This window comes from Streptomyces sp. NPDC088400 (assembly GCF_044753355.1).
Taxonomy (GTDB): Bacteria; Actinomycetota; Actinomycetes; order Streptomycetales; family Streptomycetaceae; genus Streptomyces.
Genome location: NZ_JBIVMZ010000011.1, coordinates 38,248 through 51,636, shown reverse-complemented (window position 1 = coordinate 51,636; position 13,389 = coordinate 38,248). Strand labels below are relative to the sequence as shown.

At 69.4% G+C, this 13,389-nt stretch carries 11 protein-coding genes and 1 pseudogene; 5 read left to right on the top strand and 7 right to left on the bottom strand.

Annotation, left to right across the window (positions count from 1 at the left end):
- The first annotated feature begins 90 nt into the window (after nucleotides 1-90).
- Nucleotides 91-846, top strand: a complete 756-nt coding sequence (locus ACIQD6_RS25825; RefSeq protein WP_401886293.1) for a class I SAM-dependent DNA methyltransferase — start codon at nucleotides 91-93, stop codon at nucleotides 844-846.
- A 159-nt stretch (nucleotides 847-1,005) separates the two neighbouring features.
- On the opposite strand, the gene ACIQD6_RS25820 is transcribed toward ACIQD6_RS25825, so the two are convergent.
- The 3 genes from ACIQD6_RS25820 to ACIQD6_RS25810 form a co-directional block, all read right to left on the bottom strand.
- Nucleotides 1,006-2,106 carry a cellulose binding domain-containing protein gene (locus tag ACIQD6_RS25820; RefSeq protein WP_401886291.1) on the bottom strand — a complete coding sequence of 367 codons (1,101 nt, stop codon included), beginning with the start codon at nucleotides 2,104-2,106 and terminating at the stop codon, nucleotides 1,006-1,008.
- A 238-nt stretch (nucleotides 2,107-2,344) separates the two neighbouring features.
- Entirely contained in the window at nucleotides 2,345-5,386 is a 3,042-nt protein-coding gene (locus ACIQD6_RS25815) for a family 16 glycoside hydrolase (RefSeq protein ID WP_401886289.1), read from the bottom strand.
- Between the two features lie 387 nt (nucleotides 5,387-5,773).
- Nucleotides 5,774-6,460 carry an SDR family oxidoreductase gene (locus ACIQD6_RS25810; protein ID WP_401886286.1) on the bottom strand — a complete coding sequence of 229 codons (687 nt, stop codon included), beginning with the start codon at nucleotides 6,458-6,460 and terminating at the stop codon, nucleotides 5,774-5,776.
- A gap of 111 nt (nucleotides 6,461-6,571) precedes the next feature.
- Here ACIQD6_RS25810 and ACIQD6_RS25805 point away from each other — a divergent pair, with 111 nt between their 5' ends.
- Complete coding sequence (locus tag ACIQD6_RS25805; protein WP_401886283.1) at nucleotides 6,572-7,132, top strand: TetR/AcrR family transcriptional regulator; 561 nt, start codon at nucleotides 6,572-6,574, stop codon at nucleotides 7,130-7,132.
- A gap of 70 nt (nucleotides 7,133-7,202) precedes the next feature.
- Here the strand turns inward: ACIQD6_RS25805 and ACIQD6_RS25800 are convergent, their stop codons facing one another.
- Complete coding sequence (locus ACIQD6_RS25800; RefSeq protein WP_401886280.1) at nucleotides 7,203-8,237, bottom strand: zinc-dependent alcohol dehydrogenase family protein; 1,035 nt, start codon at nucleotides 8,235-8,237, stop codon at nucleotides 7,203-7,205.
- An 81-nt stretch (nucleotides 8,238-8,318) separates the two neighbouring features.
- Between ACIQD6_RS25800 and ACIQD6_RS25795 the strand changes: the two are divergent.
- A pseudogene (locus ACIQD6_RS25795) lies at nucleotides 8,319-8,594 on the top strand (hypothetical protein); the annotation flags it as partial.
- An 85-nt stretch (nucleotides 8,595-8,679) separates the two neighbouring features.
- Here ACIQD6_RS25795 and ACIQD6_RS25790 read toward each other — a convergent pair.
- The gene (locus tag ACIQD6_RS25790) at nucleotides 8,680-9,822 is read right to left on the bottom strand and encodes an FAD-dependent monooxygenase (protein ID WP_401886805.1); all 1,143 of its coding nucleotides are present in this window, start codon (nucleotides 9,820-9,822) and stop codon (nucleotides 8,680-8,682) included.
- A gap of 90 nt (nucleotides 9,823-9,912) precedes the next feature.
- The gene (locus ACIQD6_RS25785) at nucleotides 9,913-10,392 is read right to left on the bottom strand and encodes a DUF2000 family protein (protein ID WP_401886277.1); all 480 of its coding nucleotides are present in this window, start codon (nucleotides 10,390-10,392) and stop codon (nucleotides 9,913-9,915) included.
- 49 nt (nucleotides 10,393-10,441) lie between these two features.
- Between ACIQD6_RS25785 and ACIQD6_RS25780 the strand changes: the two genes are divergently transcribed.
- The gene (locus tag ACIQD6_RS25780) at nucleotides 10,442-11,245 is read left to right on the top strand and encodes an AraC family transcriptional regulator (RefSeq protein WP_401886274.1); all 804 of its coding nucleotides are present in this window, start codon (nucleotides 10,442-10,444) and stop codon (nucleotides 11,243-11,245) included.
- A gap of 48 nt (nucleotides 11,246-11,293) precedes the next feature.
- Here ACIQD6_RS25780 and ACIQD6_RS25775 read toward each other — a convergent pair whose 3' ends face one another.
- Nucleotides 11,294-12,193: a LysR substrate-binding domain-containing protein gene (locus ACIQD6_RS25775; RefSeq protein ID WP_401886271.1), complete on the bottom strand. Its 900-nt coding sequence runs from the start codon at nucleotides 12,191-12,193 to the stop codon at nucleotides 11,294-11,296.
- Between the two features lie 139 nt (nucleotides 12,194-12,332).
- On the opposite strand from ACIQD6_RS25775, the gene ACIQD6_RS25770 reads away from it, so the two are divergent.
- On the top strand, nucleotides 12,333-13,343 hold the full coding sequence (locus ACIQD6_RS25770) for an aldo/keto reductase (RefSeq protein WP_401886268.1): 1,011 nt from the start codon (nucleotides 12,333-12,335) through the stop codon (nucleotides 13,341-13,343).
- The last annotated feature ends 46 nt before the right edge of the window (nucleotides 13,344-13,389 follow it).

Genomic DNA, 13,389 nt, shown 5'->3' with positions numbered 1-13,389 from the left:
ACGCGCCGGCGGCCGCGGGCGAGCGCAGTGTGTCCGGCCCGTGCGAAATAAGGTCGACAACGCCCGCCGCGCCCGGCAGAGTTGCGGCCCGTGACGAGCAGTGAGCTGTGGACCCGTGCGACCGCCGACCGCTACGACACCGAGGAGGCCGAAACCTCCTCGGCCGCCTTTCTCCGACCGACTCTCGACTTCCTCGCCGAACTCGCTGGAGACGGCCGGGCAGGTGACGGCCGGGCCCTGGAATTCGCCATCGGAACCGGACGCGTGGGCGTCCCGCTCCGGGGACGTGGCGTGCCGGTAGTGGGCATCGAACTGTCCGAACACATGGCAGCGGTCCTGCGGCGCAAGGTCGACGAGGAGACGCTTCCGGTCACCATCGGGGACATGGCCACGACCGTCGTCCCCGGCGAGTTCACCTTGGTGTATCTCGTCTACAACACCATCACGAACCTGCTCACGCAGGACGAGCAGGTCGAGTGCTTCCGCAACGCCGCGCGACACCTGACACCTGGCGGCCGATTCGTCATCGAACTGGAAGTGCCGCCCCTGCGGTTCCTGCCTCCCGGGCAGGTCGCGGTGCCGTTCGACGTCTCCGAGCGGCATCTCGGCTTCGACACCTTCGACCTGGTCGAGCAGATCCTCGTCTCGCACCATTTCACCCGCGACGGCGACGACGGCCGCTACCGCCGCGCGAACTCCCGGCACCGGTACGCGTGGCCGAAGGAACTCGACCTGATGGCACGGATCGCGGGGCTGAAGCTGGAACTGCGCGTCGGGGACTGGGACATGACGCCGTTCACCCAGGACTCCACGAAGCACATCTCCGTGTGGCGCAAGCCGGCCTGACGCGCCCCCTCCTCAGCTACGACACGGATGGCGGTGCGTTTCACCGAGCCGTCCGGTTCACCGGGCGGTGCGTTTCACCGAGCCGTCCGGTTCACCGGGCGGTGCGTTTCACCGAGCCGTCCGGTTCATCGGGCCGTCCGGTTCTCCGGGCCGTGCGGTTCACCGGGCCGTGCAGCCGACGATCTTTGTGGACGGCGTGCCCGATCCCGGCCGGGAGGCGATGAAGCCGAAAGCCGTCGAGGCTCCGGTGGCGAGGGTGCCGTTCCAGGACACGTTGGTGACGGTCGGGCCACCGGTGCCGGTGGAGAGTACGCCGTTCCACACCTGCGTGATCTCCTCACCGGCGGGCAGGGTGAGCCCGACGGACCAACCGCTCAGCGCCGCGGCCCCGTTGTTCCGTACGGTCACCTGCCCCTGGTAGCCGCCCTGCCAGGACGAGACCGTCGTGATCGACGCACCGCACCCGGCGTTCCCGGGATCGGAGGGTGTCGGGCCGGTGGGTGTCGGGGTCGGGGTGCCCGCCGGCAGCAGCGCGGCGAGCGCGGGGTACCAGCGGCCGGCGATCTTGTCGTCGCCCGAACTGTTGGGGTGGACTCCGTCGTAGGTGTCGGAGGCGGTGCTGAATCCGCTCCACTGGTCGACCGTGATCACCGGCGAGCGCGCGGTGCTGATGGCCGCCGCCCAGGCGGGTATACGGCTGTTGAAGGTCACCACACGCTGCGCGCACTCGGCGCAGTTGCCCGGGTTCATCGGGATGAGCTGGGCGACGAGGATCTTCATATCGGGGTTGCTCGCCCGCATCTGGCCGACGAGTGTGTCGTAGGCGGCCAGGATCCGGTCGGGGGCGATATTGCTCCACACGTCGTTGGTACCGAAGTGCATCACCACGATGTCGGGCCGGGTGGCGCTCAGCCAGCCCGGCAGCTGGTTCTGCGCGGCGACATTGGTTGCGAGAAAGCCCCCGTGTCCTTCGTTGTCACCGTCGTGCGGCAACGCGCAGCCCTGAGGGCCGAGCGTGCCCACGAAGTCGATCGAGGTGTGGCCCGCGTCCTGGAGCCGGTTCCAGAGCACGGACCGCCAGCAGCCGGGTGAGCCGGTGATCGAATCGCCCAGCGGCATGATCCGTACGGGTTCCGCCGCCGCTGCGGCACTGCCTGCCGGGTGGGCGACGAGCGCGGCAAGCGCGGCGGCGGTGAGGGTGATGACGGCCAGGAGGGCCCGCAAGGCCGTGCTGTTCCACGCGTCCGAGTTGTTCCGCATATCCAAGGTCCCTTCTCGTGCATGCGGAGCCGGACAAGCTATGGGAGCGCTCCCATTCACGGGTGGAGTGATCCGTTTTCGCGTCCGACGTCTCGCCACATCAATGCACCGTTGTCGGAGGCACGTCAAGAGTCGCGGTGGACATCGCGGTGGACAACCGTTGTCCCGGGCCGGCGAAGCCATGCGTTCTCAGGCACGGTGGCTTCGTCGGACCGGGACAAGTCCTCCTCTGTGGCTGTCAGTTCAACGGTTCGATCCAGAGGTTCCTGAAGCGGACCTTGTTGCCGTGGTCCTGGAGCCGGATCGCGCCCGCAGCGGCCGACTCGGCCTCGCCGCCGCCGGTCGGGCCGTCCACCGCCACGTTGTCGTGGACCGTCCTGCCGTTCCACACCACGGTGATCCTGGCGTCATCGGTCTTCCGGCCCGCGTCGTCGAACCGGGCCGCGCGGAACACGATGTCGTACGTCTGCCACGTCTCGGGTGCGGTGGCGGCGTTCAGGTCGGCGGCCTTCTTGTTGTAGATGGACGCGGCCTCGTTCGAGGCGAGTTTCTCCACTCCGAAGGAGTCCAGGATCTGGATCTCGTACCGCTCCTGGAGGTAGATGCCGCTGTTCCCGCGGTCCTGCCCGGTGACGTCGTCCGGCAGTTTCGGCACCCGGAATTCGGCGTGCAGCTTGAAGTCGCCGAAGGACTGTTTGGTGCGGATATCTCCGCAGCACACCTCGATGGAGTCCTCGGCGGTGTGCGGCCATTCGACGCTGCGGCCGTTGGTGTGCTGCCAGGCGGTGGAGACACTGCCGCCGGAGAACAGGTCGATACGGCTGCCGGGTCTGCGCACCTCGATCATGTCGAGGTTGACATGGCCGGTGTCCTCGGGCCGATAGGTGTAGGTGATGGTGTTGCGGCCCTTGCGCAGATCGAGCCGCTCGGTCTTGGAGGACCAGCGGTTCCAGACGCCGGTGGAGGGGAGGCTGGTCTGTCGCGCCTGCCCGCCGTTGACGCCGACGCCGATCGTCTTGGTGCCGGCGAAGGGATCGGGACCGTTGGCGTAGCGCAGTGCCACGTCGTAGTCGCCCTTCGCGGGTGCGGCGACCTCGAAGGTGGCGGTGGCGCCCGGGGTGCCGAAGCCGTCGACGAAGCCACCGCCGGTGTAGCCGGCGTGCTCCGTGTCGGTGTCCGCCCCGCCGGACAGGCGTGCCGACTCGGCGTCGTACGAGGTGACGGGCTGCTCGGGACCCGGGCGCGCGTTCAGCGTGTACCAGGCTTCGGTGGACCAGAGTTGCTCACCCTCGGCCGAGGCGAACGGGCGCGGCGACCTGACGTGCACGACCCGGTCGGTCTTCAGTCCGGGGATGGTGAGCCGGACCTTGCGACGGTCGTCGGACAGCCGGGCGGCCGTGACGGGGAGGACCTCCTCGTCGACCTTGGGGCCCCCGTACGCCGGAGTGGGTGCGTAGCGCCACTGCTCGACGGAGTAGCCGCCGCTCGTCAGTTTGGCGGCTGTCTCGTCCGACAGGGGCTTGGTGTAGGTGAGTTCGAAGCCGTCACGGGTGGCGCGCATGGTCTTGATGTCGAAGGCGGTCTTGCCGTTCGGCGTGAGTTTCTGAAGGCCGAAGCGGAGTTTTCCCTCCTGGCCCCAGTTTCCGTCGGCGCCGAGGCCGCCCGCGTAGATCGCACCGTCCGGTCCGGTGCTGATCCGGGTGATGCCGGCCTCCAGGCCCTGTGTGTGCCGGAACACCGCGCCCTGGTATTCGCCGTCCACCTTCTCCAGGTCGGCGCGCTGGAGTCCGCCGTAGGTGACGTCACCGAAGAGCATCTGCCCGGCGAAGGGCCCCTTCTTCAACAGCATCGGTGTGCTGGGCGAGTTGGCTATCTCGTTCTGTGGCAGCCAGAGCACCGGCTTGGTGACCGTGCGGTCGTCGAACGGGCCGTCCGGTTCGGTGTAGTGGTTGAAGAACCGGTTCTTCTTGATGTGGACCAGTTTGGAGGCGGGCAGCCAGCCGCCCTGGTTGTCGGTGACGAAGAGCTCGCCCAGCGGGCCGCGTCCGATGCCGTTCGGGGTACGGAGGCCGCCGGCCAGGTAGCTGACCTTTCCGGTCTTCTTGTTGACCTTGATGGTGGTGCCGCGGTTCGCGGCGGGCTGCGGATTGGTCGTCGCACCGCCGTAGTTGATGGCGACGGACAGGTTCAGATAGAAGTTGCCGTCCTCGTAGAGCAGTCCGAAGGCGAACTCGTGGAAGTTCCCGCCGTACGGCCAGTCGGCGACCTTGCGGATCTCGCCCGCTTCGTTGCTGCCCTCGGTGTCGGACAGTTCGGTCAGCTGGTGCTTCTCCGAGACGTACAGCTTTCCGTCGACGTACTTGATCCCCATCGGCTCCTTCAGGCCGTCGGCGATCTTCTTGTAGGTGACCTCCTCCGGACCGGTGTCACCCGTGACGTGGTCGAGGACGTACACCTCCCCCTCCGTCTTCGTGCTGCCGCCCCACGTGGTCACGGCGAGCCGGCCGTCCGGCAGCCAGTCCATCGCGGAGACTTGCGGCTCGAAGCCCTTGGGGCGCAGATCGGTGAGGGTGTAGCCGGGGTTGACCGAGGTCAGCGGGAGGCCGTCGCCGGGGGTGTCGTAGCTGCCCTCGCACTCCTTGCGGCCGGGGGCGGTGACACGGACGACGTCGGCGTCCGTGCTGAGCACGGAGTTCGGGACGAGGACGAAGTCGTCGGCGCCCGGCGGCTTCCACTGGAGGGTGACCTGCTGGTCGCCGCCGCGGTCGAAGTGGTCGATCCGCAGGGCGTGGTGGCCGGGGAGGAGGGCGATCTCGCCGTCCTTGGGCTCGGCACCGTGCAGTCCGTCGTGGTCGATGACCTTCTTGTCGCCGATGAACAGGCGGGAGCCGTCGTCGCTGATCAGGCGGAAGGTGTACGCGCCATCGGCGGGGACATTGATGTTGCCGATGATCTGCGACACGAAGTTGTCGGTGAATCCGAAGCCCTCCGTGGAGGACCAGTCGACGCTGGGGATCAGCTTGTCGACATTGGGGGTCTGGGCCGGCTTGAGGTCGCAGAGCTTGCTCAGCGGGGACTGGATGTCGAAGACGCGGAGAGTGACGCCGGGTTCCTGGGGCGGCAGTTCCGCGAAGGGCTTCTCGTCCGCTTCGGCGGACGGTGCCGCGAGGCCGCCGGCGAGGAGGGCCGCGAGGAGCAGCCCGGTGATTCTTCGTGGCCCACGGCGATGACTACGGCGACGGCGATGACTACGGAGGCTCGGGCACTTGCGTGGCGTCACTCTTCCTCCTGCTGGGCGCGAGGCGGCGCGGCCGACGGCGGACCGCGGTCGCGGAGTGGAGTTCGTCCACGTACGGGTGGTGCGGCGGCATTCCGCCGTGATGCACGCAGACGTCCGTACGAAATCGACGCCCAGCGTACGAACAACACCCCGAAGCGTCCATACTTTGTCCTCAACAAGTCGAAACTCGCGGGGTGTTGAGAAACGCCAGGCGCAGACATCGCCCGGTTCACCACCCCGCCCCGCGACCTCGCCTCGTTCTCCGGCTCCGGCTCCGGCTCCGGCTCCGGCTCCGGCTCCAAGAATGCAACGAGAGGGGGCGGTACGGCGAGGTGTCCTCACGCCGCACCGCCCCCCCTTCCTACCGGGCGGCCCCCCGGGGCTTCCTCACGCCGCGTTCGACGAAGCGGCCAGGCCCTGCTTCACGTGCCGGGTGACCTCGTCGGCGAGGATCTCCCGCGCACCCGTCTCGATGCCGTACAAGGCCTGTGTGGCGACATCGGCGGGGGCGGTCTTCTGGTCGGCGGGAACGTCCGCGGCCATGTCGGTGTCCATGTATCCGACGTGCAGCGCCGAGACGGTGATGCCGCGGGGCGCCAGCTCCTCCCGGGCCGCGCCGGTCAACGCCCAGGCCGCGGCCTTGGCCGCGGCGTAGGACCCGACGCCGGCGGGGTGCATCCAGGACAGGACGGACAGGACGTTGAGTACGGTGCCGCCGCCGTTGCCCTCGATGACGGGGGCGAAGGCCCGCGTCACGGTGAGCGGGCCGAAGAAGTTCGTCTCCATCTCCAGGCGCACCGCGTCCAGGCCGCCCGCGATCAGCGGCGTGGGGGTCAGGATGCCCGCGTTGTTCACCAGCAGCGTCACGTCGGAGGCGGTGCGGGCCGCGGCCCGGATCGACTCCTCGTCCGTCACGTCCAACCGCAGCGGGGTGACGCCCGGCAGGTCCACCGTCTCGGGGCGGCGGGCTGCCGCGTACACCTTCGCTCCGCGCTCCACGAGCTGGCCGGCCAGATGCCGCCCGAGTCCCCGGTTGGCTCCCGTGACCACCGCGACCGCGTCCTTCAGATCCATGACCGCTCCCAAACATTGCGGGTGCCGAGCACCCGCCCAATTAGATTACGTCCATAATCTAATACCGGGTCTAGGATAGATGTCAATCGACATCCAACTGGGAGGTGGCTGATGGGCCGCGTATCACAGGCACAAGCGGAGGAGAACCGCCGACGGGTCGTGGAAACCTCCTCCCGGCTGTTCCGGGAGCAGGGCACCCACATCAGCGTCGCCGACCTCATGAAGGCGTCCGGCCTGACCCACGGCGGCTTCTACAAGCAGTTCGCCTCCAAAGAGGCACTCATCGACGAAGCGACCGCCCACGCCTTCGGCCAGCTCGCCCAGCTCCGCGACGACGAACTCGACCAGCACGCCGGACAGCGCGATGCCGCCCAGCGGGCACTGATCGACACCTACCTCTCCGTCGACCACCGCGACAGCGCGGCGGACGGGTGCCCCGCCGCAGCACTCGCCGGCGACATGGCGCGCGAACCGGAAGACCGCGAGGCCCGCCGCGTCTACGCCGAGGGTGTGGGGGATTTCGCCGAGTGGCTCGCGACCGAGGACCAGGAGGGCGTCACCCGGCTCTGCACCATGCTCGGCGCACTCGTCCTGGCCCGGGCCACCAAGGGCTCCCCACTCTCCGAGGAGATCCTCACCGCCGCGCGTGCGGCCCTGAAGACGGCCGGCTGATCAGCGACACGAGTACGGGCAGCGCCGTCGGCATGGCCCGCCCGCCGCCGACCACCACGTATGCGGTGATTCAGGGGCGTACGAGCACCTTCAGAGCCTCGCGGTCCGCCATCGCCCGGTAGCCGTCGGGAACTTCGTCGAGACCGACGGTGCGATCGAAGACCCTGCCGGGTTCGATGCCGCCTTCCAGGACGTCGGGCAGGAGTTCCTCGATGTACGCGCGGGCGGGAGCCACACCACCGGTGAGCGCGATGTTGCGGAAGAAGACGGGCAAACCAGATGAGATCTGCTCGTACTGCGGGGCGCCGACCCGGCTGACGGTGCCGCCGTCCCGTACGACCCCGAAGGCGGTGTCCATGGCCTGAGCGAGGCCGACGCACTCCAGCACGGTGTGGGTACCGTCCCCGCCGGTCAGCTCGCGGACCTTCTCGACGCCCTCCTCGCCACGCTCTGCGACCACGTCGGTAGCGCCGAACTCACGCCCCAGGTCGGTGCGTTCCCGGTGCCGGCCCATCAGGATGATGCGCTCGGCGCCGAGCCGCCCGGCGGCCAGCACCGCCGAGAGCCCGACCGCCCCGTCGCCGATCACCGTCACCGTCGTACGGGGATTCACCCCGGCCGTCACGGCACAGTGGTGACCGGTCGGGAAGACGTCGGACAGGGTCAGCAGGGACGGCAGCAGCGCGGCGTCCTCGCCCACGGGCAGCTTGACCAGCGTGCCGGCGGCCTGCGGTACGCGGACCACCTCGCCCTGGCCGCCGTCGACGCCGTCCGCCGCCCACATGCCACCGTGCCGGCAGGAGGTCTGAAGGCCCTCGCGGCAGAAGTCGCAGGTGTTGTCGGACCAGACGAACGGTGCCACGACGACGTCTCCACGCTTCAGCCCGGAGACGTCCGCGCCTGTCTCCTCGACCACGCCGAGGAATTCATGGCCGATCCGGTCGCCGTCCTCCGAGGCGGGCATGGAACCGTAGGGCCACAGGTCGCTGCCGCAGATACACGCCCACAGCACCCGCACCACCACATCCGTGGGCTGCTTGATTCCCGGATCGGGCACCTCCTCGATGCGTACGTCACCGGCTCCGTGAATCACGGTCGCTCGCATAGGATTTCCCCTTTCTCGTGTTGCTTCCGGCGCCTTGCGGAGTGAAGCCGGGTTGCCGAGGCGGGACTTCCACCGCGAGTGATGAGCACCGACAGCGGCAACGCGACGGCCACAGCGGCGGAACCCCTCAGGGACTCGGCCTCGTCGGTACCCGCTCCGGTGCGGAAGCCGGACATTCCCATGGCACCCAGGCCGATACGGGAAACATCCGGGCCTCTCAGCTCGACGCGCCTCGCAGCTGCTCTTGCCTCCTGCTCTGAATTCTCAGTGATTCGCTGGTTCCGCGCACCTCGCGTATACCGTCCGGTTTTCACGGATCCGGCGATGCGTACGCTGTACGCCGACCGGAAGACCGTCGCGCATACCTGTGTCGCGCAGCTGCGCGTGGAAGCCGCCACGTACCCCGACGACCCCAGGGAGTGGTGGGGCGGGCCCGGTGGCGTCAGCCCAGGCCCGGCGGTGTCCAGTCGGCATGGCGCAGGATGGTGCGTACGGTCACGCGGGAGGGGGCCGGCCGGAGAGCGGTGTTCCGCACGGCGACGGCCAGGGGATGCGTCAGTTGTTGACCCATCCGGCCGGCCTGGCGGGCGGCGCGTGCGACGGACTGACTGCGCGGGCGGCGCTCGGCGTCGTAACGGGCCAGCGCCGATTCGACGGTGGGCCGGGTGGCAAGCGCGGCGGCCAGCACGGCCGCGTCCTCCAGCGCCTGGCAGGCGCCCTGGCCGAGGTTCGGGGTCATGGCGTGGGCCGCGTCACCGAGCAGCACGATCCGGCCTGCGGTGAACGCGGGCAAGGGCGTCACCAGTTCGTGGATGTCGTGGTGCAGGACGGCGCCGGACCGGGTCGCGGCCAGCAGCACCGGGATCGGATCGTGCCAGGTGCCGAACCGTCGGCGCATCGCGGCGAGGGCATCCGCATGCCGCACCCCGGGCGCCGAGCTGAGCACCGCGTGCCACTCCGCCCGGGCGTCGGCGAACGCGATGTGGCCGAACTCGGCGCCCTTCCCCCAGGTCGGCCCGAAGTCGGTGGCCAACTCGACGGGGCGCTCGGTGATGGCGCGCAACACGGTCGACCCGCTGTAGGCCGGACCGGGATGCTCAGGGAACAGCTGCGCCCGCAGCCGGCTGCCCACGCCGTCGGCGGCCACGACCAGATCCGCCTCCAGGACGGCGTCCCCGAGCGGTATCCGCACCCGGCTCGGGTCGGAGCGGTCGACGGACGTCACCTCGGCCCCGGCCACCAGGCACTCGGACGGCAGCGCCGCGCGCAGCAGTTGATGCAGCACGGCCCGGGGAATACCGACGATCGGCGTGCCCAGCTCGCGATCGAGAGCGGCCCCGTCCATCCGGGCCAGCCACCCGCCACCGGGGACACGGGTGCCCCCGGTGTACTGGGGCCGGGCAGCCGCGCGCACCGCCTCGCCGACACCGAGGACGTCCAGGGCCCGGATGCCGTTGGCGTGCAGGGAGATGCCCGCACCCGCATCGGCCAGGACGGGGGCCCGTTCGACGACCGTCACCTCCCAGCCGATCAGGCGCAGACCGATCGCGGCGGCCAGCCCGCCGATGCCTCCGCCCACCACCACCGCGCTGCCGCCCGTCCACGCCCAGCAGACGCTCGACCACCGCCACGTGCGCGAGGGGCGGCAGCTGCGGCCCAAGGTGCGATAGGCCGCTCAGGAGTGCATTCGCGCGCCCTTGAGGACCTTGTCGACGGCGTTGCGAGGCCCGTAGACGGCCATCCCTACGAGATCGAGCCGGCCCTTGCGCACGGCCCGTACAGCCGCCCGGTTGTCCCGGTCGTTGCCCGTGCTGAAGAGATCTGACGTGAACACCGCCCTCGGCATCGAGCGGGACAGCGCACGACCGTGCGCGACGGTCAGCGTCTCCTTCGTCCCCTCGAAGACCAGCACAGGCTGCCGGAACATCGGTAGATACGCGGTGTCGTCGGCGTCCACGTACGGCTCGCCGACCACCTCGGGTGACGCCGTGCCGAGCCCGCTGACCAGGAAGGCGGTCACATTCAGCCGCTGCCAGGTCTCAAGGTCGTCGCGCAGCAGAACAGCGATCTTGGTGTCAAAGCGCACAGGCACACTCTCGTCCGGGGCTCCTGTTCCCACTCCGGCTCCGGCCTTGTTCTCATTCTCGGTTCTCATGCTTCGAGACTCCAGGGTCCACCTCTTCTCCGTCTTGTACGTTCTTTGCGTGACGCCCGGGCAGGAGATCTCCGCTTGGCGCCCGCCGGTCGCGGGTGTCGTGGAGGTCTTCCACGCCCACTTCACCGAGCACGCGTACCCCATGCACATCCACGATGCCTGGACGTTGCTGATCGTCGACGACGGCGCGGTCCGCTACAACCTGGACCGCCACGAGCGTGGCACCCCGAACGACACCGTGAGCCTGCTCCCGCCGCAGGTCCCGCACAACGGCTCACCCGCCACCCCTTACGGCTTCCGCAAGCGCGTGCTCTACCTCGACATGACGCAGCTGGACAAGAACTTCATCGCGCCGGCAGTGGACGGCCCGGACCTCGCCGATCCCGTACTGCGCAGACGCGTCGGACAACTGCACACGGCCCTCGCGAAACGGGGCGACGAGTTCGAGGCGGAGAGCCGTCTGGCCCTCATCAGCCAGCGGCTGCGCGAGCATCTGCGCCCCAGGCTGGCCGTCGGCGGAGCAAGGCCCTACCGCGGCATCGCCCAGGACTTGCGTGACCTCCTCAACGAACGACTGCTCGAAGGCATCGCCCTGGAAGAGGCCGCTCGCCTGCTCCACACCCACCCCGCGCATCTCGTACGGGCCTTCAGCGGTGCCTTCGGCATCGCCCCGCACCAGTACATGATGTCCCGCCGCGTCGACCTGGCCCGCCGTCGGCTCCTCGCCGGACAGCCGCCGGGCGAAGTGGCGACGGCCGTCGGCTTCTACGACCAGTCCCACCTCACCCGGCACTTCAAGCGGGTCGTCGGCATCCCCCCGGGCCGGTACGCCCGTACCGGAACCGCCAGTTGAGCAGGGTCGCTCCGGCACGCGTTCGGCGCCGCCCGGATCGGCGACCGCTCAGGCGGCGTCCCGGCCCGCGAGGACCGTTTCGCGGAATGAGGCCACCACGGGCCGGAGATCGACCCGGTGCCAGGCCGCCCACAGCTGAACAGACCTTCCGTACCAAGGCAGTTCACGTACCGCGACACCCTCGGTCGTGCCGCGCATCATGCTCTTCTGGATGAGCGCGAGGCCGAGACCGGAGGCGACCAGGCCCAGTGCGGTGAGTGGATCGGCCGCGTCGAGACGGATGTCCGGTGTGAAACCGGAGGACACGCACGACGCGACGAACGTGTTGCGCCAGGCCGGGTCCTGGGAGTCGCCCACCGCGATCCACGGCTGCCCGTCAAGGGCGTCGGGGGTCAACTCCTCCTGCTCCGCGAGGGAATGCTCCGCGGGCAGCGCGAGCAGCAGTGGATCCCTCAGCAAAGGGGCCGTGTTCAGGTCCGGGTCGTCCTCGGGCGGCGGCGTGCGCACCAGCGCGATGTCCAGGCTGCGCTGGCGCAGTCCCTCGAACTGCTCGGCCGACTCCTGGTCGTACAGCGCGACGTGGATGCCCGGGCGCCGATCGCGCAGTGTGCGCAGGGCGGTGGGCAGGATGCCCGTGTGCATGGCGTCGGCGACGTAGCCGATGCACAGGCCGCCCTCCTCGCCACGGCCGAGCCGCCGGCCGAGGTTCTCCAGCCGGTCCGCGTGGCGCAGCAGGGCACGCGCCTCGGTCAGAAAGACACGGCCGTCGGAGGTCAGCCGGATGCGCTGCTGGCTGCGTTCGAAAAGGGTCAGGCCCAGGTTCTTCTCCAGCTGGGCGATCTGCCGGCTGAGAGGCGACTGGGAGATGTGCAGCCGCTCAGCGGCACGGCCGACGTGTTCGGCCTCGGCGACGGCGACGAAGTAGCGGAGTTGACGCAGGTCAAGCATGTAGGACCTCGGAGGACTCAAGTATGTCCAAGCAAGTCTTGGACAGTCTCATCTATGGATCCTAACCTCGAACACGCAAGGCTGACGGATCGCGTATTCACTGCCGAATCGTCGCAATCACCATCGCAAGGATCCCTCCATGAGCATCAAGCCCCTCCTGCCCGGCGCCCTCGGCTTCGGCACCGCGCCGCTCGGCAACATGTTCCGCGCCATCCCCGACGACGAGGCAGCGGCCACCGTCGAAGCCGCGTGGGACCAGGGCATCCGCTACTTCGACACCGCGCCGTTCTACGGCGCCGGCCTCTCGGAGATCCGGCTCGGCGACGTACTGGCGCAGCGCCCCCGCGACGAGTTCGTCCTCAGCACGAAGGTCGGCCGCGTCATCCTCGACGAGGTCGAGAACCCGGCCGCACGCGACCTCGGCGAGAAGGGCGGCCTCTTCGAACACGGTCGCCCGAACAAGATGGTCAACGACTACACCGCCGACGCCACCCTCCGCTCCATCGAGGACAGCCTCAAGCGCCTCCGGACGGACCGCCTCGACATCGTATGGGTGCATGACGTCGCCCAGGACTTCTACGGAGACGAGTGGCTGGCCGCCTACGAGACCGCCCGCACCGGCGCGTTCCGCGTCCTGCAGAAGCTGCGCGAGGAGGGCGTCATCAAGGCCTGGGGCCTCGGCGTGAACCGTGTGGAACCCCTGGAGCTCACCCTCGACCTGGACGAGCCGAAGCCCGACGCCTTCCTCCTCGCGGGCCGCTACACCCTCCTCGATCATGACCGGGCCCTGCAGCGCCTGCTGCCGGCCGCTGCCGCCCAGAACGTCGACATCGTGGTCGGCGGCCCCTACAGCTCGGGCATCCTCGCCGGAGGAACGCACTTCGAGTACCAGAAGGCGCCCGCACACATCATCGACAAGGTGGAGCGGATCAAGGCGCTGGCCGAGCGGCACGGGGTCGGCATCAAGTCCGCCGCGCTGCAGTTCTCCCTCGCCCATCCGGCGACGGCGGCCGCGATCCCCGGCGCCACCAAGCCGAGTCGCATCGCCGAGGACGTCGCCGCCCTCGGCGAGACGATCCCGGCCGCGTTCTGGGCCGATCTGCGCGAGGAGCGGCTGATAGCGCGAGACGCTCCCGTACCCGCCGCCTGACCTCGACGGACGGCGGACGCGTCACGCGGGGACGGTGACGGTGGGG

What these genes read in the sequence shown, in the direction of transcription:
- ACIQD6_RS25820 (WP_401886291.1), bottom strand. Translation starts at nt 2,106, where the DNA reads ATGCGGAACAACTCGGACGCGTGGAACAGCACGGCCTTGCGGGCCCTC.
- ACIQD6_RS25810 (WP_401886286.1), bottom strand. Translation starts at nt 6,460, where the DNA reads ATGGATCTGAAGGACGCGGTCGCGGTGGTCACGGGAGCCAACCGGGGA.
- ACIQD6_RS25805 (WP_401886283.1), top strand. Translation starts at nt 6,572, where the DNA reads ATGGGCCGCGTATCACAGGCACAAGCGGAGGAGAACCGCCGACGGGTC.
- ACIQD6_RS25800 (WP_401886280.1), bottom strand. Translation starts at nt 8,237, where the DNA reads ATGCGAGCGACCGTGATTCACGGAGCCGGTGACGTACGCATCGAGGAG.
- ACIQD6_RS25785 (WP_401886277.1), bottom strand. Translation starts at nt 10,392, where the DNA reads ATGAGAACCGAGAATGAGAACAAGGCCGGAGCCGGAGTGGGAACAGGA.
- ACIQD6_RS25775 (WP_401886271.1), bottom strand. Translation starts at nt 12,193, where the DNA reads ATGCTTGACCTGCGTCAACTCCGCTACTTCGTCGCCGTCGCCGAGGCC.
- ACIQD6_RS25770 (WP_401886268.1), top strand. Translation starts at nt 12,333, where the DNA reads ATGAGCATCAAGCCCCTCCTGCCCGGCGCCCTCGGCTTCGGCACCGCG.